This is a genomic window from Paracoccus sp. J39, from assembly GCF_000518925.1.
GTDB lineage: Bacteria > Pseudomonadota > Alphaproteobacteria > Rhodobacterales > Rhodobacteraceae > Paracoccus.
In genome coordinates this window covers 1-23,942 of record NZ_JAEN01000005.1, presented here as the reverse complement: position 1 = coordinate 23,942, position 23,942 = coordinate 1, and the positions used below count along the sequence as shown (strand labels likewise).

The following is a 23,942-nucleotide window of genomic DNA, read 5'->3' as shown; positions in this document are numbered from 1 at the left end:
AGGAGGAAAGATGGCTGGACTAATCACATTCATCCTGGCCCTGCTGCCCATCGCCACGGTCTTCGTGCTGCTGGTGGTGCTGGCGAAATCGGCCAAGTTCTCGATGCTGGTGGCCTATCTCGTCACCGTCGCCACCGCCCTGCTGATCTGGGGCACCCAGCTGAACACGGTCATGGGCGCCACGGTGAACGGCGTCGTCACCGCCGTCAGCCTGCTCTACATCGTGTTCGGCGCCATCCTGATGCTCTACACGCTGGAGGAAAGCGGCGGCATCCGCTCGATCCGGGCCGGCTTCACCTCGATCTCGCCCGACCGGCGGGTGCAGGCGATCATCATCGCCTGGCTCTTCGGCTCGCTGATCGAGGGCGCCTCGGGCTTCGGCACGCCGGCGGCCATCGCCGCGCCGCTGCTGGTCGCCATCGGCTTTCCCGCCATGGCCGCCGTCATGGTGACGCTGATCATCCAGAGCACGCCGGTGTCCTTCGGCGCGGTCGGCACGCCGATCCTGGTCGGCGTGCGCACCGGGCTGGCCGACCAGCAGATCGTCGAGTCCACCATCGCCCCGATGGCCTTCGGCGACTACCTGCTGGAGATCGCGGTCAAGGTCGCCACCCTCCACGGGCTGATCGGCTTCCTGATCCCGCTGATCCTGGTCGGCATGTTGACCCGCTTCTTCGGCGCCAACCGCTCCTTTGCCGAGGGCTTCCGCATCTGGAAATTCGCGCTGTTCGCGGGCCTCGCCTTCACCGTGCCCTATTACATCATCGCAGCGACCTTGGGGCCGGAATTCCCCTCGCTGCTGGGCGGCATCATCGGGCTGCTGATCGTGGTGCCGGCGGCGCAGCGCGGCTTCCTGATCCCGAAGGAAAGCTTCGACTTCCCGCCGCGCCGCGACTGGAACGACAACTGGGTCGGCAAGCTCGACGATCTCGAGGATCACAACGCCCACAAGCCGGTGATGCCGCTGGCCAAGGCATGGGCGCCCTATGTCTTCGTCGTCGCCCTGCTGGTCGTCACCCGCTCGATCGCGCCGATCAAGGCATGGCTCACCTCGCCCGAGATGACGATCGCCTTCCGCGACCTGTTCGGCTCGGGCATCAACGCCTCGGTGCAGGTGCTGTTCCTGCCCGGCACCATCCTGATCCTGGCTTCGCTGTTCACCTTCGTGCTGCATGGCATGTCGGGGCGCGACTACGGGCGGGCGCTGAAATCCTCGGGCACGACCATGATCGCCGCCGCCCCGGCGCTGCTGCTGGCGGTGCCGATGGTGCAGGTGTTCCTGAACTCGGCCTCGGACAGCTATGCCAGCATGCCCATCGTGCTGGCCCAGGGCGTCTCCTCGGTGGTGGGCGATGCCTGGCCGATGTTCGCGCCGCTGATCGGGGCCATGGGCGCCTTCGTCGCCGGCTCGAACACGGTCAGCAACATGATGTTCTCGCTCTTCCAGTTCTCGACCGCCGAACAGATCGGCCTGGGGGCTGCGGGCGCGGGCACCGTGGTGGCGCTGCAGGCCATCGGGGGCGCGGCGGGCAACATGATCTGCGTGCATAACGTCGTCGCCGCCTCGGCCACTGTCGGCCTGACCGACCGCGAGGGCGCGATCATCCGCCAGACCCTGATCCCCATGGCCTATTACGTGGTGCAGGGCGGGCTGATCGGCTTTGCGCTGCTGACCGGCAACCTGATGTGGTGGGCCGCCGCCGCGATCTGGGCCGCCGCGGTGCTGTTCTTCATGTCGCGCAGCCGCGGTTCCGTGCCGGCCACCGTGACCAATTAGGGGAAAGCCCATGACCGGAGAGCCAAAACCGACGGTCGGTCTGTTCGTGACCTGCCTTGTCGACGCCATCCGCCCGCAGATCGGCTTCGCAACCCTCCAGCTTCTTGAAGAAGCGGGCTGCGTGGTCGAGGTGCCGCAGGCCCAGACCTGCTGCGGCCAGCCGGCGCTGAACAGCGGCGACGACCGCGACGCGGCGCATCTGGCCCGCCAGACCATCGCGGCGTTCGAGGGCTACGACCATGTCGTCCTGCCCTCGGGCTCCTGCGCGGCGACCATGGTGCATGGCTACCCGGACCTTCTGGCGGGCGACCCGGACTGGGCCGCCCGCGCCCAAGCCATGGCGGCGAAAACCCATGAGATCACCAGCTTCCTCTACGATGTCATGGGCTACGCGCCCGCGGGGCGGAGGCTCAATGCCTCCGCCACCTATCACGACAGCTGCTCGGGCCTGCGCGAGCTTGGCATCGCCGCCCAGCCGCGCGCGCTGCTCAGCCATGTCGAAGGGCTGGAGATGCGCGGCCTGCCCGGCAACGATGTCTGCTGCGGCTTCGGCGGCACCTTCTGCGTGAAATATTCCGACATCTCGAACGCCATCGTCACCGAAAAGGCCGAGGCCATCGAGGAGACCGGCGCCGAGATCCTGCTGGCCGGCGATCTCGGCTGCCTGATGAACATGGCCGGCAAGCTCAACCGCCGCGGCGCAAAGACGCGCTGCTTCCACACCGTCGAGGTGCTGGCCGGCCAGGCGGATGGCCCCGCCATCGGCGAGGAGGCATCATGAGCGCCCTGCCCGATTTCAAGAACCGCGCCAGGGCGGCCCTGGCCGACCCGGTGCTGAAGGTCGCCATCGACCGCACCACCGGCAATGCCGAAAGGAAGCGCGCCGCCGCCGTCGCCGCCTTCCCGGAATTCGAAGCCGCCCGGGCCCGCGGCAAGGCGATCAAGGACCATGTCACCGCCCATCTCGACCATTACCTGGAACTGTTCGAGCGGAACGCCACCGCCCGCGGCGCGCAGGTCCACTGGGCCGCCGACGATGCCGAGGCCCGCGCCATCGTCACCCGCATCTGCCTGGCCGCCGACGCCAAGCTCGTGACCCGTGCCAAATCCATGCTGGGCGAGGAAATCGGCCTGCCCCACGCCCTTGCCGATGCCGGCATCGAGCGGGTCGAGACCGACCTGGCCGAGCATATCATCCAGCTGGCGGGCGAGGCGCCCTCGCATATCATCTGGCCCGCCATGCACCGCACCCGCGAACAGGTGGCCGAGCTTTTCAAGGCCGGTCACCAGCCGCCCCCCGCCGCCGAGGACCCGGCGACCATGGTGCAAAGTGCCCGCCGGGTGCTGCGTCAGAAATTCCTGTCCGCCGATATCGGCATCTCGGGCGCGAATTTCCTGGTCGCCGATACCGGCGCCACCTGCACGGTCACCAACGAGGGCAATGCCGAGCTGACCACCACGCCGCCGCGCATCCATATCGTGACCGCGGGGATCGAGAAGCTGGTGCCCTCGACCGCCTATGCCTTCGCGCTGCTGCGCCTGCTGGTGCGTTCGGCCACCGGCGGCGAGATGACGCAATACACCACCTTCCACGCCGGCCCCGGGCGCCCCGGCGATGCCGACGGCCCCGAGGAGATGCATATCGTCCTGGTCGACAACGGCCGCACGAAGATGCTGGCGAACGAGTTCCGCGAGATGCTGCGCTGCATCCGCTGCGGCGCCTGCATGAACCATTGCGTCGTCTATCGCCAGATCGGCGGCCATGCCTATGGCGGCACCTATCCCGGCCCGATGGGCTCGGTGCTGACGCCGGTGCTGGACGGGCTGGCGGCGTCCCGCGACCTGCCCAATGCCTGCACCATGAACGGCCGCTGCGCCGAGGTCTGCCCGGTCGGCATCCCGCTGCCCACCCTTCTGCGCGCCTGGCGCCGCCGCAGCTGGCGCGAGGGGCTGGAGCCCGGATCGCTCCGCGCCGGCATCGGGATCTGGGCGCAATTGGCCCGCCGCCCCCGGCTCTATCGCCTCGCCACCCGCATCAGCCTGCCGCTGATGCGGCTGTTCGGCAAGGGCGGCTGGATCGCGCGCCTGCCGCTGGCCGGGGGCTGGACCGATCACCGCAACCTGCCCCGCCCGGCGGCGCAAAGCTTCATGGACCAATACCGCGCCCGGCAGAAAGGCCGCAAATGACCGCCCGCACCCGCATCCTCTCGGCGATCCGCACGGCCCTCGGCCCCGGCAAGCCGCCGGCGCAGATCGCGGACGAGGCCGCCGCCCTGCTCGACCCCGCCGACATCGCCCGCCCGCGCCTGGCCGCGCCGAGCCTGCCCGACGCCTTCGCGCAGAAGGCGACCGCGCTCGGCACCAGCATCGACCGCGTGGCCAGCCTGGCCGAGGTGCCGCGGGCCATGGCCCGCTATCTCGACGCCCATGGCCTACCGCCCCGCTTCGCCATGCAGCCCGCGCCGGACCTGGCGGCGCTCGACTGGTCGGGCCTCGCCCCGCATCCGGGCATCGCCCCGGATGAGCCCGCCGCGCTCGGCCTCGCGCTGCACGGCATCGCAGAAAGCGGCTCGCTGGTCATCCATTCGGGACCGGAAAACCCGATCCTCATGGCCTTCCTGCCGCTGCACCATGTCGTGCTGCTGCGCGAAGCCACGCTCCTGCCCTATCTGGAAGACTACGCCGCCCGCCTCTCGGCCGAGACCGTGCCGCGCAACGCCATCCTCATCACCGGCCCCAGCGGCACCACCGATATCGAGGGCAGCTATGTGCGCGGCGCCCACGGCCCCGGCTTCCTGCATGTGATCCTGATCGCGGAACCGGGCTGACCGCCGCCGCGATCTGGCCTAGCATGGCGGCAGCCATGGGAGGCCGCGATGACCGACGCCCCGCAAACGCAGGAAAGGCCGCAGGACATCCCCCGCGAGCATTTCCTGCTTTTCGTCGCCATCCCGCCGCCCGGGATGGCGGCGCAGATCGAGGACGCCTGGCGCCTCGCGAACCGCCGCGACCGCTTTCGCCGCGCCACGCTGCACATGACCATCCTGCCGGTGCTGCGCACCCCGCAGCTGGCGCCGGGCATGGCCGAGGCGCTTGGCCGGCCGCTCGACGGGCTCGACTTTCCCGCCTTCGACCTGGTGCTGGACCGGCTGACCACCTTCGGCCCGCCGCGCCGCCGCGACCGGCCGCTGGTGCTGGTCGGCCAGCAGGAAAACCCCGCCCCGGACGCGCTGTGCCAGACGCTCTGGCAGCGCCTCGCTGCCGCCGGGCTGGCCGTCGCCCGCCACCGCGTCACCCCGCATGTGACCCTGGCCTATGGCAAGCCCCTGCCGCCCGAAGGCATCGCCGTGCCGCCCGTGCATTGGCGCGTGGACGAGCTGGTGCTGATCGACAGCCTGCAGGGCCTGGGCCGGCATGTTCCGCTGGCGCGCTGGCGGCTGCCCTGAAACGGCCCCGAAGCCTTATCGACAATCCCCGCCCCCCGGCTTATCCATGCCGCCATGAGCGCAGGAACGGAAGAAACCCTGGCGGTCCGCATCAGCCGCGTGCTGGCCGACCGGATCGTATCGGGCGAGATCGGCCCGGGCGAGCGGCTGCGCCAGGACCATATCGCCGAGGAATTCGGCGCCAGCCACGTCCCGGTGCGCGAGGCCTTCCGCCGGCTGGAAGCCCAAGGCCTGGCGATCAGCGAACCGCGCCGCGGCGTGCGCGTCGCCGCCTTCGACCTGCCCGAGGTCAAGGAGGTGGCCGAGATGCGCGCCGCGCTCGAGGAACTCGCGCTGCGCCACGCCGCGCCGCACCTGACCCCGGCGATCCTGCACGCGGCGGAAGAGGCGACCAAGGCCGGCGACGCCTCGCGCGACGTGCGCAGCTGGGAGGCGGCGAACCGCCGCTTTCACAAGCTGATCCTGACCCCCTGCGCCATGCCGCGCCTGCTCGCCGCCATCGACGACCTCCATGCGGCCAGCGCCCGGTTCCTGTTCGCCGCCTGGCAGTCGAACTGGGAAACGCGCACCGACCACGACCACCGCGCCATCCTGGCCGCGCTGCGCAAGGGCGAGGTAGACCTGGCTTGCGCCACGCTGGCGCGGCATGTGCGCTGGATCGGCCGCCGCCCGGTGCCCGGCAGCGGCGACAAGCAGCGCGACGCCTTCGCCATCCACGGCTAGGGCGTCTTTCGCGCCACCAGCCAGCTTGCGACATAGGTCAGGGCCACGCCTCGCCCCCCGCCCTGCCGCGCCTCGTAACGCGCCATGAAATCGCGCAGCGCCCCGGGTGAACGGATCTGCCCGGCGCAGGCGTTGACCCCGGTGGCGCGCAGATGCCGCAGCACCTCCAGCGCGCCGGGGAAATGCAGCGCGATGCGCCATTCCCCCGCGCCCCGGACCTGCCAGCCCGCCGGCAGCAGCGCCGCCATCTCCTCCCCGGTCAGATAGGACGGCGCCGCCGCCCGGCTGCCTAGGTCGCGCAACTCGGGAAAATGTCCGGGCGCGAAGCCCGAGAGCGCCAGATACCCACCCGGCGCCACCGCCCGGCACAGCCGGCCGACGACCCACGCCGGATCGGGAACCCATTGGATCATCGAGGCCGAGGCGGCCAGCTCCACCGCCCCCGGCAGCGCCACCTCGGCCACGTCGCCCGGCAGGTAGCCCGCCGCGACGCCCGGCAGTTCCGGCGCCGCCAGGTCGTTCAGCCACAGCCGCGCCGGCCGCAACCCCAGCAGGTGCCGGGTCAGATGGCCCGAACCATAACCCGCCTCCAGCACCCTTGCCGGGCAATGCCCCGGCGCGGCGCGGCGATAGGCCGCGAACAGCCGCGCCGCAATCCGGCGCTGCGCCAGCGCCGCCCCGTCATAGGTCGCCATGCCGCGCGCGAAGGACCGCGCCACCCGCCCGGCCAGCGCGTTCATGCCAGCACCTCGGACCAGTCGCGCCATTGCGCAAAGGGATTATGCCCGCAATCCAGCAGCGCAACCGGCCCGCCCCACCAGGCACGGCGCAGGTTCTCCGGCGGAAAGATGCGGTCGGCGGCGCCCAGCCAGATGCGGTCGAAGCCGGGGTCCCGCCCGCTGTCCCGGTCCATCACCGCCTCCAGCTCCTCGCGCAGCGCGGCCAGATCGGCGCCGCCCGACGCCATGGGACACCCCGCCCGCCGCGCGAATTGCCGCAGCGAGGCTTCGGACAGATTCTCCGCCGTGGCGCGCACCATATCGCGCGGAATCCCCAGATCGTCGTCGCAAGGCGCCCAGGAGCCGCAGACCGCCACCTTGCGCCGAAAGCCCCACAGATCCGGCAAATGGCAGGCCGCCGCCACGCCGAAGGACCAGGCGACCAGGTCCATCGCCGCATAGCCGCCGGGCCAGTCCGGCGGCGTCAGCTCGCGGTAATCCGACAGCACCAGCACATCGGCCGGCCCGGCCAGATGCCGCAGCGGCGCGGACCCGACCGCCCAGCCGGTCAGCACCACGATCAGCTCCTCGGCGCCCGTGCGGCGCAGCCATTCCGCCCTCATCGCCAGCCCGCGATCTCGACCATGGCGGCACAGATGCGCGCCACCTCCTCGGGCCGGGCGACAAAGGGCGGCATGCAGTAAAGCAGCCGCCCGAAGGGCCGCAGCCACACCCCGCGCTCGCGGCAGAACCCGTGCACGCGCGCCATGTCCACCGGCGCCTGCGTCTCGATCACCCCGATGGCGCCCAGCACCCGCACATCGCGCACGCCGGACAACCCGCGCGCCGGGGCAAGGCCGTGGCGCAACCCCGCCTCGATCCCCGCGACCTGCCCCGGCCATGCGCCTTCCGCCAGCAGATCGAGGCTTGCGCAGGCCGCGGCGCAGGCCAGCGGATTGCCCATGAAGGTCGGCCCGTGCATCAGCACCGGCGTCGGCCCCTCCGCAATCGCCTCGGCCACCCGGCCTGACGCGACGGTGGCGGCAAAGCTCATCATGCCGCCGGTCAGCGCCTTGCCGAGGCACAGGATATCCGGCACCACCCCGGCGCGTTCCATGGCGAAAAGCGTGCCGGTGCGGCCGAAGCCGGTGGCGATCTCGTCCAGGATCAGCAGCACGCCGTGCCGGTCGCACAGCGCGCGCAGCCCGGCCAGCCAGCGCGGGTGATAGAACCACATGCCGCCCGCGCCCTGCACCACCGGCTCGACGATGAAGCCGGCGATCTCATGCGCCTTTTCGGCAAACAGCGTCTCGACCGCGGCAAGCCCGTTCCGCGCCGGGTCCTCGTCCCATTCCGCGCCGAAGGGAATGGGCGGGCGCGGCACGAAATGCTGCACCTGCAAGGCGGCGCCGAAATGACGGTGCATCCCGGTCACCGGATCGCAGAGGCTCATCGCCTTCCAGGTATCGCCGTAATAGCCGCCGCGGGCGCTGGCGAAAGCCACCCGCCCCGCCTGCCCCAGCCCAAGCTGCGCCTGCACCGCCATCTTCAGCGCCACCTCGACCGCGACCGAGCCGCTGTCGCTGTAAAAGATGCGGCCCAGCCCCGCCGGCAGCATCGCGACCAGCCGCCGCGCCAGCCCGACGGCCGGGGCGTGCGTCAGCCCGCCGAACATCACATGCGGCAGGCGGTCCAGCTGCGCCTGCATCGCCCCGACCAGCTTCGGGTGGCGATGCCCATGCGCCGCCGCCCACCATGACGACATGGCGTCGATCATCCGCGCGCCATCGGCCAGTTCCAGCCAGACCCCCTCGGCCGCCGCGACCTCATGCACCGGCCCCGGATCGCGCATCGAGGAATAGGGATGCCACAGGTGCCGCCGGTCGAACGCCGCGTCCATCACAGCACCCCCCGGATCGCCGCCACGTCGATGCCGGCGAAGGCATCGGCCAGCGCCTCCTCCGTCACCCTTTCCAGCACCGGCAGCCGGCCCAGGTCGCGCACCGCGCCGATCTCGCAGATCACCCGGCGGCTGTCCTCGGCCTCCGCGCCGATGAAGGCCACGCCGGCCACCCGGCAGCCGGCGGCGCGCAGGGCCCAAAGCGACAGCAGCGCATGGTTGATGGTGCCAAGCGCGGTGCGGCAGCACAGCACCACCGGCGCCCCCCAGCCCGCGATCACCTGCAGATAAAGCAGGCGCCGGGTCAGCGGCACCATCAGCCCGCCCGCCCCCTCGACCACCAGCGGGGCCACCGCGGGCAAGGCCAGCCGCGCCGGATCGATCTCAACCCCCTCGCGCTCGGCCGCCAGATGCGGCGAGGCGGGCAGGCGCAGCCGATAGGCCTCGGGCAGCACCGGACGCCCGGAAAGCCGCGCCACGACCTCGCTGTCGGTCTCCTCCTCCAGACCGGCCTGCACCGGCTTCCAATAACTCGCGCCCAGCGCGCGGGTCAGCCCGGCGCTGAACACGGTCTTGCCGATGCCGGTATCGGTGCCGGCGACCACGACCGCGCTCATGCCGCCGCCCTTTCCAGCGCCGCGATGGTCGCGAACAGCGCCGCGATATCCCCCGCCCCGACATTGCCGGTGACCGAGACCCGCAGCCGCGCCGTCCCCTTCGGCACGGTGGGCGGCCGGATGGCGCGGATGTCGAAGCCCCGCGCCTGCAAATCCGCGGCCATCGCCAGCGCCCGGAAATCCTCGCCGACGAGTACCGGAACGATCTGGCTCTGCGCCGCGATCCCGCAATCCCGCGCCGCCTCGGCTGCCAGCGCCATGCGCGCCCGCGCGCCCTCGACCAGCGCCGGCACCTCCGCCAGCGCCCGCAAGGCCGCGCGCAGCACCGCCGCCGACAAAGGCGAGGGCGCGGTGGCATAGATGAAGGGCCGCGCCTTGTTCACCAGCGTCTCGACCAGCGCCCGGTCGGCGCAGACCAGCGCGCCCGAGCCGCCCAGCCCCTTGCCCCCGGTATGCAGGCTCACCAGCGGGCAGGCCAGTCCATGCGCCAGCCCCCTGCCCTGCGGGCCGAAAACGCCGGTCGCATGCGCCTCGTCCACCACCAGCACCGCGTCCTCGCGCGCCGCCAATGCCGCAAGCGCCTCCAGCGGCGCCAGATCGCCCTCCATCGAATAGACGCTTTCGACCGCGATCCAGACCCGGCCGCGCCCGCCCGAGGCGCGCCAGTCCGCGATCACCCGCGCCGCATCGCCCGTGTCGTTATGGGCAAAGCCGCGGCATTCCGCCCGGCCCAGCCGCATCCCCTCATGCGCGCTGGCATGGACCAGCGCGTCATGCAGCACCAGATCGCCCTGCATCGGCAGCGCCGAAAAGATCGCCTGATTGGCCTGGAAGCCGCCGCCCATATACAAGGCGGCCTCGGCGCCGAAGAACGCGGCCGCCTCGGCCTCCAGCGCCTCATGCTCGGCATGGTTGCCGCGCAGCAGCCGCGACCCCCCTGCCCCGACCGGCACGCCGCGCGCCAGCGCATCCCGCGCCGCGCCGGCCAGCAGGTCCGACCCCGCCAGCCCAAGATAGTCGTTCGAGGCGAAATCCAGCCCCGCAGCCGGCGCCAGCCGCCGCAGCCGGCCGCGTTGCGCCAGCGCCTCCAGCGCCGCCGCGTGCCGAGGGAAGCTCATGCCGCACAGCCCTCGGACGCGGCGTCCAGCACCTCGGCGCGCAACCCGAGCTTGGCGAACAGCACCGCGTCCTTGTCCTCGCCCGGGTTGCCCGCGGTCAGCAGCGTGTCGCCGACAAAGATCGAATTGGCACCGGCAAGGAAGCACATGGCCTGCATCTCGTCGCTCATCTCGGACCGCCCGGCCGAGAGCCGCACATAGGATGCCGGCATCAGGATGCGCGCCGTGGCGATGGTGCGCACCATCTCGATCGGGTCCAGCTTCGGCACATCGGCCAGGGGCGTGCCCGCCATCGGCATCAGCATGTTGATCGGCACCGATTGCGGCGGCACCTCCAGCCCGGCCAGCGTCTCCAGCATGGAAATGCGGTCCTCGGCCGTCTCGCCCATGCCGACGATGCCGCCGGCGCAGACATTGATTCCCGCCGCCTGCACCCGGTCCAGCGTGTCCAGCCGGTCCTGGAAGGTCCGCGTGGTGATGATCTCGGAATAATAGCGTTCCGAAGTGTCGATATTGTGGTTGTAGTAATCCAGCCCCGCATCCTTCAGCCGCAGCGCCTGGTCCGCGTCCAGCATGCCCAGCGTCATGCAGGTCTCCATCCCCAGCGCCTTGACGCCGCGGATCATCGCCAGCACGGCGGGCATGTCGCGTTCCTTGGGCGAGCGCCAGGCGGCGCCCATGCAATAGCGCGTGGCCCCGGCTTCCTTGGCGCGCCTGGCCTCGGCCAGCACCCGCTGCACCTCGACCAGCTTCGAGGCCGACAGTTCCGAGCCGTTGCGCGCCGATTGCGCGCAATAGGCGCAATCCTCGGGGCAACCGCCGGTCTTGATCGACAACAGCTTCGAGCATTGCACCAGATTCGGGTCGAAATGCGCCCGGTGGACGGTCTGGGCCTGAAACAGCAGGTCCATCAGCGGCTGGTGATAGATCTCGGCGGCGCGGCGCGCTTGCTGGGGCATGGATACCTCCCTAAGCCTCATGTGGAGATATCTATAAAACCGCCGGAGGCGCTTTGTTAATCCATATATATTATCTATTATTCTCAGAAACGATCACGGAGCCGCGGCGCGCGCCTTCCACCAGAGGCGCGCCGCCTGTTCAATCATCCCGGCCGATTTCCTGAAAACTGACCGGATCGAACAGGACTTCGACCGACAGGCCGGTCTGGTCCTCTCCGCGAACCTCGTAGCAGCCTTCCTCCAGTTCGATCTTGCCCACGGTCCAGCCCTTGGCCGTCAGTTCGGCGCGCAACGCAGTGGCCGGGCGGCGCTGCTCCTGCGGCACAGTGCAGCGGTCATGGGCGGCGGCCGGGCTCGCCAAGGCCGGAATGGCCAGCATCAAAGTGACAAGACGCATGATTCCCTCTCCTGCATTTGCGTTCTGCACGACCGTCTTAGCAGGGTCAGGCTTACAGCCCGCTTACAGCGCCGAGCGATTCGCGGCGCGGCTCAGGGACCGATCAGGCGCACCTTGCCGACGCGCCCGTCGCTGCGCTGCACGGCGATGCGCAGCCGCTCCAGCAGATGCGTCTGCACATAGGCGGCGTGAAAGCGGCTTGGGGCGAACAGGGTCAGGCATGTCTCGGTCCGCTCGGCCTCGATCAGCCCGGCGAACCAGGCGTCGAACAGCGCCGGATCCTCCTCGGCCAGCCGGGCCCGCGCCTCGGCCCACAGCCCCTCTGCCGGCATCGGTTCGGGCCGGTGCAGCGGCACGACATTACTGGCCGGCTCGGCGCGCTGGCCGCCGACGCGCTCGACGAAATCCGGGCCGATATTCGGCCATTCCGCCTTTGTATCCAACAAGATGCGTTCAAGATTCAGCCGCAGCACCGAGACCCGTCCCCGCGCGCCCTGCTGCTTGATCTCGATCCAGCCAAGCGCCCGCAGCTTGGCCATCTCGCGCTTGACGGTGCGCTCGTCGACGCACCACAGCCGGGCGATCTCGCGCTGGCCGATGGTCAGCTCGTCGCGCTGCCAGTTATAGCGGGTGGTGATCAGTGCCATCAGCCGCAGCACCAGGCGCTGGCGATGCTTGTCGCCGGCCAGCCCGTGCGCCATCATCGCCGAGAGCAAATCGTATTTCTTGGCCGCGGCCTCTCGGCCGACGGCACGGATCACCTGCATGTCTGCTCCTGCCCCCGGATGCGTCCGGCTGCCTTTCCTCTGCCCGATGGGCCCTGCCTGCTGGGTCAGAACCCGGATGACGGCGTCGGTCTGGTGCCGTTTGAAACGCTTTTCGCCATCTGTTTCGTATTTGCGTCCTGAAATCCGATTCTGTCAAGCGATTCCCAGCCGGGCCGATTTTCCGGCCCAAATCATCAAAGAAAAAACGGTATCAATGGTATAGCGGGACATCCTGAACGTCCCCCTATCGCGCGGTTTTGTCCCCTATTCCGGCACGCTCCGGGTCGTGGCGTCCCCCATTTCCGGCTTTGCGTCCGGCCGGGTCCGGCCAGGGGATTCGCCGGGCGATTCGCCGGCGGGGGCCGGGAAATCCGGGATTTTCCGCATCTTGGCACGGTCAATGAAAACGCCTTTTGCCAAAAGTGCAAATCCGGCGTAAAAGCGAAACGGAAGAAAATCTGCGTCCTATCAATACAGGCATCCTATGTACACGCATGAAGACCTCGCCAAGCTGCAGGCGCAATCGCTGAAGATGCAGGGCTGGATCCGGCGCCAGACCTTCAGCCCGGCCAACGAGAAGACCCTGCGCCGCTTTTCCAGCTGGGAGGTCGCCGAGCTGATCTTCCGCATCAACCAGTCCACCTTCCGCGGCAAGCTGGCGGCCGAGCCGAACCTTCCCCTCGGGGAAGTCGAGGAGGACGGCCGCCAGCGCTGGTTCTCGCTCGACGAGATCAACGAGCTGCGCCGCCGCATCCGCATCAACCGCAAGACGCTGATGCCCTGGCGGCCCGAGGGCAAGCGCGCCTTCCGCGCCGCCATCGCCAATTTCAAGGGCGGCGCCGGCAAGTCGACCGTGGCGCTGCACTTCGCCCATGCCGCGGCGCTGGACGGCTATCGGGTGCTGGTGGTGGACTTCGACCCGCAGGCGACGCTGAGCCATTCCATGGGCCTGACCGATGTCGGCGAGGACCATACCGTCTGGGGCATCATGGCCCGCGACCTGGAGCGCGAGACCGACCGCATGAACGCCGCCGCGCGCGGCGCGGAAAGCGGCACCGCCCTGCCCCAGCGCAAGCTGCCGGCCTCGATCCGCGCCATGGGGCTTGGCACGCTGCGCCCGGCCGATTTCATCAAGCCGACCGCCTGGTCCACCATCGACATCGTGCCGAGCTGCGCCAATGCCGCCTTCGTCGAGTTCGCCAGCGCCCAGTATCGGCATCTGAACCCGGAATGGACCTTCTTCGGCGCGGTGTCGCGCTTCCTCGACAGCCTGGCGGACGATGCCTATGACCTGATCCTGTTCGACTGCCCGCCGGCCATCGGCTACCAGTCGATGAATGCCGTCTTTGCCGCCGACATGCTCTATATCCCTTCGGGCCCCGGCTATTGGGAATACGACTCGACCACCAGCTTCATCGGCCAGCTTTCCGAGGCGCTGGAGGACCTGTCGCATGGTTTCGAGAACTTCCCCACGGGGAAGATCAAGCTGCCCAAGGCCTTTGCCGACATCCGCTTCCTGATGACCCGCTTCGAGCCCTCGAACGAATTGCATCAGGCGATGTATGGCGCCTTCCAGCAGGTCTTCGGCAATCACATGGCCCAGCACCCGATCGAGCTGACCCGTGCGGTCGAGCAATCCGGACGCTTCCTGTCCTCGATCTACGAGATCGACTATCGCGAGATGACGCGCGGCACCTGGCGGCGGGCGCGGGCGACCTTCGATCAGGCCTATGAGGAGTTCAAGTCCCATGTCGTCGCCGCCTGGGACAAGCTGGAGGATGAGGCATGACCCGCAAGCGCCGCATGTTCGAGATCGAGATGCCGGATGCCGAGGCGGCGCCGGAAACCTTCCCCGCGGGGAAGGAGGAAAAGGAGCATCGCCGCGGTCCGATGGCGACGGCGATCAGCGAGACGGCGGAATCCACCCGCGACCGTGCCCGGCTGGAGGCGCAGATCCGCGCCGAAAACGATGCGCTGGCGCAGGAGCATGTGCGGCTGAAGCGCGCCGGGCTGATCACCGACATGATCCCGCTGGATGCCATCGACACCCGCAAGCTGATCCGCGACCGTGCGCCCGGGCCGGATTACGAGCTGTCGGAACTGGTCGAATCCATCCGCGAGATCGGCTTGTCGAACCCGATCCGGGTCGAGCCGGCGGGCGAGGGCCGCTATGAGCTGATCCAGGGCTGGCGCCGGCTGTCGGCCTATCGCCAGCTGCTGGAAGAGACCGGCGATGCCGAGAAATGGGGCCGGATTCCGGCCGGGATCGCGGCCCGCGGCGACGAGCTGGAGAGCCTTTACCGGCGCATGGTCGACGAGAACATGGTGCGCAAGGACATCTCGTTCGCCGAGATGGCGCAGCTGGCGCTGCATTACGCCATGGACCCGATGACCGAGGAGCACGACCCGGAAAAGGCGGTGGCGATCCTGTTCAAGTCGGCCGGCTACCAGAAGCGCAGCTATATCCGCAGCTTCATCCGGGTGATCGAGGCGCTTGGCGAGTCGCTGATGTATGCGCCGGAAATCCCGCGCGCGCTGGGGCTGGCGCTGGCGCAGCGGCTGGACGAGGTGCCGGGCATGGCGGCGGCGATCCGGGCCGAGCTGAAGGATTGGGACACGCGTTCGATCCGGGACGAGCTGGACATCCTGCGGCGCTATGCGGGGCAGGGGGGCGATGGCGAGGCGGGCCCGGCCGCACCGCGCAGCCGGGCGCCGTCGGTGCCGGCCGGCAAGGCCCGCGTCAGCTTCCAGATCCAGCAGCCACATGGCAGCGCGAAATGCACCGCCTCGAACGGCCGGCTGGAGATCCGCCTGCCGCGCGACTTCTCGGCCGTGGACCGGCGCAAGCTGGAGGCGGCGGTGCGCGCCATGCTGGAGAGCCTGGACTGATCTTCCCCGCGGGGAAGATCCTGCCCCCGAGGGCGCGGGTTTCCGGGCCGGAAAAGGGGGTGCGGCGGGGGGCTGGAAAGCCCCCTTCCAGTGATCCGCAAAATGGGGATATTCTGCGGATAAGATTGCTTGCAGGTCGGGAAACATGCCATCCGCTTCGGACATGGAATATCACGGAACACGGGGGGTGCGCCAGCTTTTTGATGCGGGTGCGTGGCTTTCCGCCCAGGCCGGGCTGGCCGCCGATCTGGCGCGCGCGGCCTTCGCGCTGGGGCGGCTGGAGGGCGCGCTGGCGGCGCTGGAGCCCGAGGCGCGGGCCGGCGCCAACCGGCGGCTGGCGCTGGTCGAGGTCGAGGCGATGCTTTGGGCCCAGGGCACGCCCCTGCGCCGCGAGGAGATCGGCCGCGACCTGATGGAGGCGCGGGCCGGCGCCGATCTGGAGGCGATGCGGCTGGCGCGCTGGGGCATCCGGCGGCTGGAGGGGCAGGGCGATCCGCGCGACCTGCGCGGCTTTCTGGGCCTGCACCGGGCCGAGGTCTCGGGCCTGGACGACCTGCTGGCGCTGCGGCCGACGGGGCAGGATTTCGACGCCGCCGTCGGCGAGTTCCGCGAGCTTGCGGCGCAGGTCTCGGGGCTGGAGCCGCTGGCGCGGGCCCCGGCGCTGCGGGTGCTGTGGCGGCTTTGCGGGCTGTCGGCGCCCGAGCTGCTGGCCGAGCCCGCCACCTGGACGGCGCGCGACATGGCCGCGGGCTGCGAGGCGCTGCGCTTCGTGCCGCTGGGCCGGCATGGCCGCGCCGTCTGGGTCGATGCCGGCACGCCCGCCGAGCGCATGGCGGGGCATCTGGCGGCGGTGACGGCCGGCATCGCCGATGCGCGGCACGAGCTGGCGCGGGTGGCGGAGTGGCAGGCCCGGGCGCTGGCGGCGGTGGCGCGCATCAAGGGCGACAATCCGGGCCGGGTGGTCCGGGCGCTGGCCGCGCATCCGCTGCTGAGCGCGGCGATGCTGGAGGAAAGCGCCGGCATCAGCCGCGACACCGCCGAGCGGCTGCTGGCGCGGATGCGCGACCTGGGGCTGGCGCGCGAGATCACCGGCGGGCGGCGGTTCCGGCTGTGGGTGCTGGCGGGCTGAGCGCGTCGCGGCGGAAGGCGGCGGGCGTGGTGCCGGCGAGCTTGAGGAAGGCGCGGTGGAAGGCGCTGGGTTCGCCATAGCCGAGCCGGGCGGCGATCTCGGCCACGCTGAGCGCGGTTTCGCGCAGAAGCTGGCGGGCGCGCATCAGGCGGATCTCGGCGCGGATGGCGGCGAAGCCCTGGCCCTCGGCCCGCAGGCGACGGCGCAGGGTGGCGGGGGCCAGGCGCAGCTCGGCGGCGAGGCGGTCGAAATCGGGCCAGTCCTCGGGCGGGGCGGCGCGCAGCCGGGCGCGGATCCGCGCCGACAGCCCCTGGTCGTGGCGATAGCGCAGCAGGATATTGGCGGGGGCGCCGCGCAGGAAGGTTTCCAGCGCCTTTTCGCTGCGGATGGTCGGCAGGGACAGGTAGCTGGCGGCAAAGGTCAGGCGGCTGGCGGGCTGGCCGAAATGCACCGGGGCGCCGAAGAACTGGTGGTAGTCGCGGCGGTTTTCCGGTGCGGGGCAGGCGAAATCGACCTGCATCAGCGGGATGCGGCGGCCGATCAGCCAGCACATCACCCCCAGCAGGATCAGCCAATAGGTGCGATAGGCGAAGGCGCGGCGCGGCGGGCCGGCGTCGCCCAGCACGATCTCGGTCTGGCCGTCGCGCAGGCGCAGCGTGCCGGTCGGGTCGTCGAGGGTGACGGACAGGAACAGCAGCGCCCGGCGCAGCGCGCGCTCCAGCGTGCCGGCATGCAGGACCGCATGGCAGAGCAGTTGGAAGCTGCCGGGGCGCATGGGGCGGGCGGCCTCGTCGAAGAACTCGTCGCGGATCCGCTCGGCGATGGCGAGCCAGAGCTTGCCGTATTGCAGGTTCGAGACCGGCTCGCCCAAGGCCGCGATGCCGGCATGGGCCAGCAGCGGCGCCGGGTCGATGCCGCGGCGGTGAAGGCAGTCCAGCGCGTCCTCGACGAAGCCGGGGGAGATGGTGCGGCGTTCCATGGCGGCCGTATTGCAAAACCGATCAGATATTCTGGCCGCGAATGTCATTGTTTGCAATGCATCCGGCGCTAAGCTGCCGCCGAACTCGAGGAGCCCGCGGGAATGCGGGAGAGTTGAGGAGGAAAGACATGTCTGCGACGACCCTGTCCCGGTCGCGGCCCGGCTATGAGCAGGCCGTGGCGCAATTCCGCATCGAGGACGCCATCGCCGGGCTGCGCGGCGACCTGGAGACCGGGCTGAACGCCTGCGTCGAATGCTGCGACCGCCGTTGCGGCGCGGATCGGGTGGCGCTGCGCTGCCTCTCGGCCGACGAGGCGCTGACGGAATACACATTCGAGGATCTGCGCGCGCTGTCGGCGCGGGCGGCGAACCTGATGCGCGACAAGGGCGTCCGGCCGGGCGACGTGGTGGCCGGGCTGCTGCCGCGCACGGTCGAGCTGGTCGCGACGGTGCTGGGCGCCTGGCGGCTGGGCGCGGTCTATCAGCCGCTGTTCACCGCCTTCGGTCCCAAGGCCATCGAGCACCGGCTGAAGACCAGCGGCGCCAAGCTGGTGGTGACGAATGCCGCGCAGCGGCCCAAGCTGGACGAGGTCGAGGATTGCCCGCTGGTCGCCACCCTGCGCGGCGAGGCGCCGCTGGCGCCGGGCGACGTGGATTTCCGCGCGGCGCTGGCCATGGCCTCGGACGCATTCGAGCCGGTGATGCGGCGCGGCGAGGACCTGTTCATGATGATGTCAACCTCGGGCACCACCGGGCTGCCCAAGGGGGTGCCGGTGCCGCTGCGGGCGCTGCTGGCCTTCGGCGCCTATATGCGCGACGCCATCGACCTGCGCGAGACGGACGTGTTCTGGAACATCGCCGATCCGGGCTGGGCTTACGGGCTTTACTACGCGCTGACCGGGCCCTTGCTGCTGGGCCAGCCGACGATCTTCTACGAGGGCGGCTTTACCGCCGAGAGCACCTATCGCATCATCGGGCGCATGGGGGTGACGAGCCTTGCCGGCTCGCCCACCGCCTACCGGCTGCTGATCGCGGCGGGGCCGGAGGCGGCCGCGGCGGTCAAGGGGCAGCTGCGGGTGGTCAGTTCCGCCGGCGAGCCCCTGAACCCCGAGATCATCCGCTGGTTCGGCGAGCATCTTTCGGTGCCGATCCACGACCATTATGGCCAGACCGAGATGGGCATGTGCGTGAACAACCATCACGGGCTGGAGCATCCGGTGCGTCCGGGCTCGGCGGGCCTGGCCATGCCGGGCTATCGCGTGGTGGTGCTGGACGATGACGGCAACGAGCTGGGGCCGAACCAGCCGGGCGTGCTGGCCATCGACATGAAACGCTCGCCGCTGATGTGGTTCTCGGGCTATCTGAACCAGGCGACGCCGGCCCTGGCGGGGGGCTATTACCGCACCGGCGACAGCGTGGAGTTCGAGCCGGACGGGTCGATCAGCTTCATCGGCCGGTCGGACGATGTCATCACCTCCTCGGGCTATCGCATCGGGCCCTTCGACGTGGAAAGCGCGCTGATCGAGCATCCCGCGGTGGTCGAGGCGGCGGTGGTCGGCGTGCCCGACCCCGAGCGGACCGAGATCGTGAAAGCCTTCGTCGTGCTGGCCAAGGGGGCCGAGGGGACCGAGGCGCTGCGCGAGGAACTGGCGCAGCATGTCAAGAAACGCTTGTCGGCCCATGCCTATCCCCGGATGATCGATTTCGTCGCCGACCTGCCCAAGACGCCGAGCGGCAAGATCCAGCGCTTCATCCTGCGCAAGGCGGAAGTCGAGAAACTGGCCCGGGAGTAAGGACATCATGCAGATCGAGAACAGGGTTTTTCTGGTCACCGGCGCCGGTTCCGGCCTGGGCGCGGCGGTGGCGCGCATGGCCGCCGGCGCGGGCGCGCGGGCGGTGTTGCTGGACGTCAACGCCGAGGCTGGCGCGGCCATGGCGGCGGAACTGGGCGAGGCGGCGCGTTTTGTCAGGACCGACGTGACCAGCGGCCCGGAGGGCGAGGCGGCGGTGGCCGCGGCGCTGGAGGCCTTCGGCCGGATCGACGTGGCGGTGAACTGCGCCGGCGTGGCGCCGGGCGAGAAGATCGTCGGGCGCGAGGGGCCGCACGGGCTGGAGAGTTTCGCCCGCGCCATCCAGATCAACCTGGTCGGCACCTTCAACATGCTGCGGCTGGCCGCCGATGCCATGGCGCGCAATGAACCGGGCGAGGGCGGCGAGCGCGGGGTGATCGTCAACACCGCCTCGATCGCGGCCTATGACGGGCAGATCGGGCAGGCGGCCTATGCAGCCTCGAAGGGCGGCGTCGCGGCGCTGACCCTGCCGGCGGCGCGGGAACTGGCGCGGCACGGCATCAGGGTGGTGACCATCGCGCCGGGCATCTTTGCCACGCCGATGATGGCCGGGCTGCCGCAGGAGGTGCAGGACAGCCTGGGCGCCAATGTGCCTTTCCCGCCGCGCCTGGGCAATCCGGCGGAATATGCGGCGCTGGTGCGCCATATTGTCGAAAACCAGATGCTGAACGGCGAGGTCATCCGGCTGGACGGCGCGCTGCGCATGGCACCGAAATAAGGGGGTTCATCATGGATAGCGATCCGATTGTCATCGCGGGCGCGGCCCGCACGCCGATGGGCGGCTTCCAGGGCGATTTCGCCGGGGTCGAGGCCGCCGCGCTGGGCGCGACCGCGATCAAGGCGGCGCTGGGCGGGCTGGACCCGCAGGCGGTGGACGAGATCATCATGGGCTGCGTGCTGCCCGCCGGCCAGGGCCAGGCCCCGGCGCGGCAGGCGGCGCTGGGCGCGGGCCTGCCGCTGGGCGCGGGGGCCACGACCGTCAACAAGATGTGCGGCTCGGGCATGAAGGCGGCGATGTTGGGCCATGACCTGATTGTCGCCGGCTCCGCCGAGGTGGTGGTGGCGGGCGGCATGGAGAGCATGTCGAACGCGCCCTATCTGCTGCCCAAAGCGCGCGGCGGCTATCGCATGGGGCATGGCCAGGTGATGGACCACATGTTCCTGGACGGGCTGGAGGATGCCTATGACAAGGGCCGGCTGATGGGGACATTCGCCGAGGATTGCGCGGAAGCCTATCAGTTCACCCGCGAGGCGCAGGACGAATTCGCGATTTCCTCGCTGACCCGGGCGCAGAAGGCGATTGCCGCCGGGCATTTCGCGGGCGAGATCGCGCCGGTGACGGTCAGGGGCCGCGGCGGCGAGACGGTCGTGGATACCGACGAGCAGCCGGGCAAGGCGCGGCTGGACAAGATCCCGACGCTGAAGCCCGCCTTCCGGCCGGGGGGCACGGTGACGGCGGCGAATTCCTCGTCGATCTCGGACGGGGCGGCGGCGCTGGTCTTGATGCGGGCATCCGAGGCCGAGCGGCGCGGGCTGGTGCCGCGGGCGCGCATCCTGGGGCACGCGACCTATGCCGACAAGCCCAGCCTGTTCCCGACCGCGCCCATCGGCTCGGTCCGGCGCCTGCTGGAGCGGACGGGGACGGCGCTTTCGGATTACGACCTCTTCGAGGTGAACGAGGCTTTCGCGGTGGTCGCCATGGCGGCGATGCGCGATCTTGGCCTGTCGCATGAGGTGGTCAACGTGCATGGCGGCGCCTGCGCGCTGGGCCATCCCATCGGCGCATCCGGCGCGCGGGTGCTGGTGACGCTGCTGGCGGCGCTGGAGACGCATGGCGGCAAGCGCGGCATCGCGTCCCTGTGCATCGGCGGCGGCGAGGCGACGGCGGTGGCCATCGAGAGGATGCCATGATGCTGACCGAGGAACAGGAACAGATCCGCGACGCTGCCCGCGACTTTGCGCGCGAACGGCTGGCGCCGGGGGCGGCGCAGCGCGACCGCGAGCATGCCTTTCCGCGCGCCGAGCTGACCGAGATGGGCGAACTGGGCTTTCTGGGCATGCTGGTGCCCGAGGAACATGGCGGGTCCGAGACCGGCGCGGTCGCCTATGCGCTGGCGCTGGAGGAGATCGCGGCGGCGGACGGGGCATGCTCGACCATCATGTCGGTGCACAGCTCGGTCGGCTGCGTGCCGATCCTGCGCTTCGGCACCGACGAACAGAAGGCGCGCTTCCTGCCGAAGATGGCCAGCGGCGAGTGGATCGGCGGTTTCGCGCTGACCGAGCCGCATGCCGGCTCGGACGCTTCGAACCTGCGCACCAAGGCGCGGCGCGAGGGCGACCATTACGTCATCGACGGGGCCAAGCAGTTCATCACCTCGGGCAAGAACGGCAAGGTGGTGATCGTCTTTGCGGTGACGGATGCGGCGGCCGGCAAGAAGGGGATTTCCGCCTTCATCGTGCCGACGGATACGCCGGGCTACGAGGTGGTCTCGGTCGAGCACAAGCTGGGGCAGCACAGCTCGGACACCTGCGCGCTGGCCTTTACCGGCATGCGCGTGCCGGTCGAGAACCGGCTGGGGGCGGAGGGCGAGGGCTACAAGATCGCGCTGTCGAACCTGGAGGGCGGGCGCATCGGCATCGCCGCGCAGGCGGTCGGCATGGCGCGCGGCGCCTATGAGGCGGCCCTGGCCTATGCGCGGGAACGCATCACCTTTGGCCGGCCGATCATCGAGCATCAGGCGGTGGCCTTCAAGCTCGCCGACATGGCGACGCAGATCGACGCGGCGCGGCTGATGGTGCTGCGCGCCGCCATGCTGCGCGAGGCCGGCAAGCCCTGCCTGACCGAGGCCAGCATGGCCAAGCTTTTCGCCTCGGAAATGGCGGAAAGGGTCTGTTCGGCGGCGATCCAGCTGCATGGCGGCTATGGCTACCTGGCCGATTACCCGGTCGAGCGCATCTATCGCGACGTGCGCGTCTGTCAGATCTATGAGGGCACGAGCGAGGTGCAGCGCCTCGTCATCGCCCGCAACCTGTGAGGGGGGAGCATGGCTGAACTGATCGAGATCACGCGGGAGGGCCGGGTGGCGCTGATCCGGCTGAACCGGCCCGAGGCGCTGAACGCACTGGACTCGGCGCTGGCCGAGCAGCTGACGGCGGCGGCCGAGGCGCTGGATGCCGACAGGGGCGTCGGCGCCATCGTCGTCACCGGCTCGGAGCGGGCTTTCGCGGCCGGCGCGGACATCTCGGAAATGGCCGAGAAGAGCGCCGAGGAGATGGTCGAGGCCGATTTCTTCTCGACCTGGGACCGCTTCGCCGCCACGCGCACCCCCAAGATCGCGGCGGTGAACGGCTATGCGCTGGGCGGCGGCTGCGAGCTGATGATGATGTGCGATTTCGCCATCGCCGGCGAGGGCGCGAAATTCGGCCAGCCCGAGGTCAAGCTGGGCGTGATCGCCGGCATGGGCGGCACGCAGCGCATGACGAAACTGATCGGCCGGGCGCTGTCGATGGACCTGCACCTGACCGGCCGGATGATGGACGCGACCGAGGCGCTGCGCGCCGGGCTGGTGGCGCGTGTGGTGCCGGACGATCAGGTGGTCGAGGAGGCGATGGCGGCGGCGAAGCAGATCGCCGGCTATTCGCGGCCCGCGACGCGGCTGGCGCGCGAGGCGGTGATGCGGGCCGAGGAGCTGTCGCTGGCCGAGGGCGTCGCCTGGGAGCGTCGGCTGTTCCACCGGCTGTTCGGCACCGAAGGCCAGCGCGAGGGCATGCGGGCCTTCCTGGAAAAGCGCAAGCCGGAGTTCCACCCCGACTGAATCTCTTCGGGTCTGCCGGCTTTCTCCGTTTCCCAAATACTCCGGGGGACGCCCTTCCGGCCCCGTCCAGGGGCCGGAAGGGCGGGGGGCGGAGCCCCCCGTCCCTGCAGGACGCTCCATATCCGGAGCGTCGCATGGGGCCGGTGGCCGATTCTGCGAATCCCGACAGGATTCTTTCCTGCCAGAATCATGCCCCGCCGCCCGTTCCGCCGCCGCTATCCAGCAAAAGCTGCGGTTTCCCGCGCTATCAGAGCAATGCGCGCAGAATCGGCGCCGAGCAGGAAGCTTCCCTCGAAGAGACCGAGGCCCTGCGACCCACGGAGGCTTTCCCCATTTTCCCTTACTTTACGGGCAGTTACCTTCTTCTGTCATTTTTCTTTATTTTTGGTCTTGCGGGTTTGTTTTGCGGGGTCTAGATACCCGCTCACCGAACGACGGCAGCGTCGGACGGGACGGGGAAGCGGGAGCGGAACCGAGACAATCTGGGAATGACTGACCGGACGGGGCGTCAAGCGAATGACGCATCTTCCGCGATTTTGTTTCCTCTGCTTTTTGACATTATGGTATATCTGAAGGGATATGCGGGCGGTCTGGTCGTTTTTCGGCGAGGGAGTTTGCATATCGGCCTGGTAGGGGGANCCCGATGATCCAGGTGTCAGCTTCACTGTTTGACGGTTCACGTTTTGTGGAACGACAAGCAGAGATGATCACCCGCTAGTCGCGGGTGACAGATGTGCAAGGTTCTTCTGTCAAGGATAGCTGCTTCGGTGGCTTTCAACTTGAGAGTTTGATCCTGGCTCAGAACGAACGCTGGCGGCAGGCCTAACACATGCAAGTCGAGCGAACCCTTCGGGGTT

Annotated in this window: 24 protein-coding genes and 1 rRNA gene; 16 read left to right on the top strand and 9 right to left on the bottom strand. The window is 69.8% G+C overall.

The window, feature by feature from the left end:
• Positions 1-10: 10 nt before the first annotated feature.
• From L632_RS0106440 to L632_RS0106415, 6 genes are read left to right on the top strand one after another with little or no spacing between them, the layout of a single operon-like run.
• Positions 11-1,777: an L-lactate permease gene (locus L632_RS0106440; RefSeq protein ID WP_028712932.1), complete on the top strand. Its 1,767-nt coding sequence runs from the start codon at positions 11-13 to the stop codon at positions 1,775-1,777.
• A gap of 10 nt (positions 1,778-1,787) precedes the next feature.
• Positions 1,788-2,558 (top strand): (Fe-S)-binding protein, encoded by a 771-nt coding sequence (locus L632_RS0106435; protein WP_028712933.1) that lies wholly within the window; start codon positions 1,788-1,790, stop codon positions 2,556-2,558.
• The gene (locus L632_RS0106430; protein ID WP_028716503.1) at positions 2,555-3,964 is read left to right on the top strand and encodes a lactate utilization protein B; all 1,410 of its coding nucleotides are present in this window, start codon (positions 2,555-2,557) and stop codon (positions 3,962-3,964) included. The genes L632_RS0106435 and L632_RS0106430 overlap by 4 nt, the downstream gene beginning before the upstream one ends.
• Positions 3,961-4,605, top strand: a complete 645-nt coding sequence (locus L632_RS0106425; protein ID WP_028712935.1) for an LUD domain-containing protein — start codon at positions 3,961-3,963, stop codon at positions 4,603-4,605. The genes L632_RS0106430 and L632_RS0106425 overlap by 4 nt, the downstream gene beginning before the upstream one ends.
• A gap of 48 nt (positions 4,606-4,653) precedes the next feature.
• Positions 4,654-5,223 (top strand): 2'-5' RNA ligase family protein, encoded by a 570-nt coding sequence (locus L632_RS0106420; RefSeq protein WP_028716502.1) that lies wholly within the window; start codon positions 4,654-4,656, stop codon positions 5,221-5,223.
• A 54-nt stretch (positions 5,224-5,277) separates the two neighbouring features.
• Positions 5,278-5,946 (top strand): GntR family transcriptional regulator, encoded by a 669-nt coding sequence (locus L632_RS0106415; RefSeq protein WP_028712937.1) that lies wholly within the window; start codon positions 5,278-5,280, stop codon positions 5,944-5,946.
• Here L632_RS0106415 and L632_RS0106410 read toward each other — a convergent pair.
• From L632_RS0106410 to L632_RS0106375, 8 genes are all read right to left on the bottom strand, one after another.
• Complete coding sequence (locus L632_RS0106410) at positions 5,943-6,686, bottom strand: methyltransferase domain-containing protein (RefSeq protein ID WP_028712938.1); 744 nt, start codon at positions 6,684-6,686, stop codon at positions 5,943-5,945. The genes L632_RS0106415 and L632_RS0106410 overlap by 4 nt on opposite strands.
• Positions 6,683-7,288, bottom strand: a complete 606-nt coding sequence (locus L632_RS0106405; RefSeq protein ID WP_028712939.1) for a pimeloyl-ACP methyl esterase BioG family protein — start codon at positions 7,286-7,288, stop codon at positions 6,683-6,685. The genes L632_RS0106410 and L632_RS0106405 overlap by 4 nt, the downstream gene beginning before the upstream one ends.
• Positions 7,285-8,565: an adenosylmethionine--8-amino-7-oxononanoate transaminase gene (bioA, locus tag L632_RS0106400; protein ID WP_028712940.1), complete on the bottom strand. Its 1,281-nt coding sequence runs from the start codon at positions 8,563-8,565 to the stop codon at positions 7,285-7,287. The genes L632_RS0106405 and bioA overlap by 4 nt, the downstream gene beginning before the upstream one ends.
• Positions 8,565-9,182 carry a dethiobiotin synthase gene (gene bioD, locus L632_RS0106395; protein WP_028712941.1) on the bottom strand — a complete coding sequence of 206 codons (618 nt, stop codon included), beginning with the start codon at positions 9,180-9,182 and terminating at the stop codon, positions 8,565-8,567. Before bioD ends, bioA begins: the two co-directional genes overlap by 1 nt.
• Positions 9,179-10,300, bottom strand: coding sequence for an aminotransferase class I/II-fold pyridoxal phosphate-dependent enzyme (locus L632_RS0106390; RefSeq protein ID WP_028712942.1), 1,122 nt, complete (start codon positions 10,298-10,300; stop codon positions 9,179-9,181). Before L632_RS0106390 ends, bioD begins: the two co-directional genes overlap by 4 nt.
• Positions 10,297-11,259 (bottom strand): biotin synthase BioB, encoded by a 963-nt coding sequence (gene bioB, locus L632_RS0106385; protein ID WP_028716501.1) that lies wholly within the window; start codon positions 11,257-11,259, stop codon positions 10,297-10,299. Before bioB ends, L632_RS0106390 begins: the two co-directional genes overlap by 4 nt.
• Positions 11,260-11,398: 139 nt before the next feature.
• Positions 11,399-11,656, bottom strand: coding sequence for a PepSY domain-containing protein (locus tag L632_RS0106380; protein WP_028712944.1), 258 nt, complete (start codon positions 11,654-11,656; stop codon positions 11,399-11,401).
• A gap of 92 nt (positions 11,657-11,748) precedes the next feature.
• Positions 11,749-12,423 carry a hypothetical protein gene (locus tag L632_RS0106375; RefSeq protein ID WP_028712945.1) on the bottom strand — a complete coding sequence of 225 codons (675 nt, stop codon included), beginning with the start codon at positions 12,421-12,423 and terminating at the stop codon, positions 11,749-11,751.
• A 484-nt stretch (positions 12,424-12,907) separates the two neighbouring features.
• On the opposite strand from L632_RS0106375, the gene L632_RS0106370 reads away from it, so the two are divergent.
• The 3 genes from L632_RS0106370 to L632_RS0106360 all read left to right on the top strand — a co-directional run bounded on the left by L632_RS0106370 (position 12,908) and on the right by L632_RS0106360 (position 16,441).
• Entirely contained in the window at positions 12,908-14,212 is a 1,305-nt protein-coding gene (locus tag L632_RS0106370; protein ID WP_028712946.1) for an AAA family ATPase, read from the top strand.
• The gene (locus L632_RS0106365) at positions 14,209-15,312 is read left to right on the top strand and encodes a ParB N-terminal domain-containing protein (RefSeq protein ID WP_028712947.1); all 1,104 of its coding nucleotides are present in this window, start codon (positions 14,209-14,211) and stop codon (positions 15,310-15,312) included. Before L632_RS0106370 ends, L632_RS0106365 begins: the two co-directional genes overlap by 4 nt.
• Before the next feature lie 187 nt (positions 15,313-15,499).
• A complete protein-coding gene (locus L632_RS0106360; protein WP_230376405.1) occupies positions 15,500-16,441 on the top strand; it encodes a helix-turn-helix domain-containing protein in 942 nt (313 codons plus the stop codon).
• Here the strand turns inward: L632_RS0106360 and L632_RS22155 are convergent.
• On the bottom strand, positions 16,398-17,420 hold the full coding sequence (locus L632_RS22155; RefSeq protein WP_036697500.1) for an AraC family transcriptional regulator: 1,023 nt from the start codon (positions 17,418-17,420) through the stop codon (positions 16,398-16,400). The genes L632_RS0106360 and L632_RS22155 overlap by 44 nt on opposite strands.
• 128 nt (positions 17,421-17,548) lie before the next feature.
• On the opposite strand from L632_RS22155, the gene L632_RS0106350 reads away from it, so the two are divergent.
• From L632_RS0106350 to L632_RS0106325, 7 genes are all read left to right on the top strand, one after another.
• Positions 17,549-19,213 carry an acyl-CoA synthetase gene (locus L632_RS0106350; RefSeq protein WP_028716499.1) on the top strand — a complete coding sequence of 555 codons (1,665 nt, stop codon included), beginning with the start codon at positions 17,549-17,551 and terminating at the stop codon, positions 19,211-19,213.
• 7 nt (positions 19,214-19,220) lie between these two features.
• The gene (locus L632_RS0106345) at positions 19,221-19,988 is read left to right on the top strand and encodes an SDR family NAD(P)-dependent oxidoreductase (RefSeq protein ID WP_028712951.1); all 768 of its coding nucleotides are present in this window, start codon (positions 19,221-19,223) and stop codon (positions 19,986-19,988) included.
• 11 nt (positions 19,989-19,999) lie between these two features.
• Entirely contained in the window at positions 20,000-21,181 is a 1,182-nt protein-coding gene (locus L632_RS0106340; RefSeq protein WP_036697497.1) for an acetyl-CoA C-acyltransferase, read from the top strand.
• The gene (locus L632_RS0106335) at positions 21,178-22,305 is read left to right on the top strand and encodes an acyl-CoA dehydrogenase family protein (protein WP_028712953.1); all 1,128 of its coding nucleotides are present in this window, start codon (positions 21,178-21,180) and stop codon (positions 22,303-22,305) included. The genes L632_RS0106340 and L632_RS0106335 overlap by 4 nt, the downstream gene beginning before the upstream one ends.
• 9 nt (positions 22,306-22,314) lie before the next feature.
• Positions 22,315-23,085, top strand: coding sequence for an enoyl-CoA hydratase-related protein (locus L632_RS0106330; RefSeq protein WP_028712954.1), 771 nt, complete (start codon positions 22,315-22,317; stop codon positions 23,083-23,085).
• 134 nt (positions 23,086-23,219) lie between these two features.
• Positions 23,220-23,501 (top strand): hypothetical protein, encoded by a 282-nt coding sequence (locus tag L632_RS24270; RefSeq protein WP_156933629.1) that lies wholly within the window; start codon positions 23,220-23,222, stop codon positions 23,499-23,501.
• 359 nt (positions 23,502-23,860) lie between these two features.
• A 16S ribosomal RNA gene (locus tag L632_RS0106325) occupies positions 23,861-23,942 on the top strand; the annotation flags it as partial.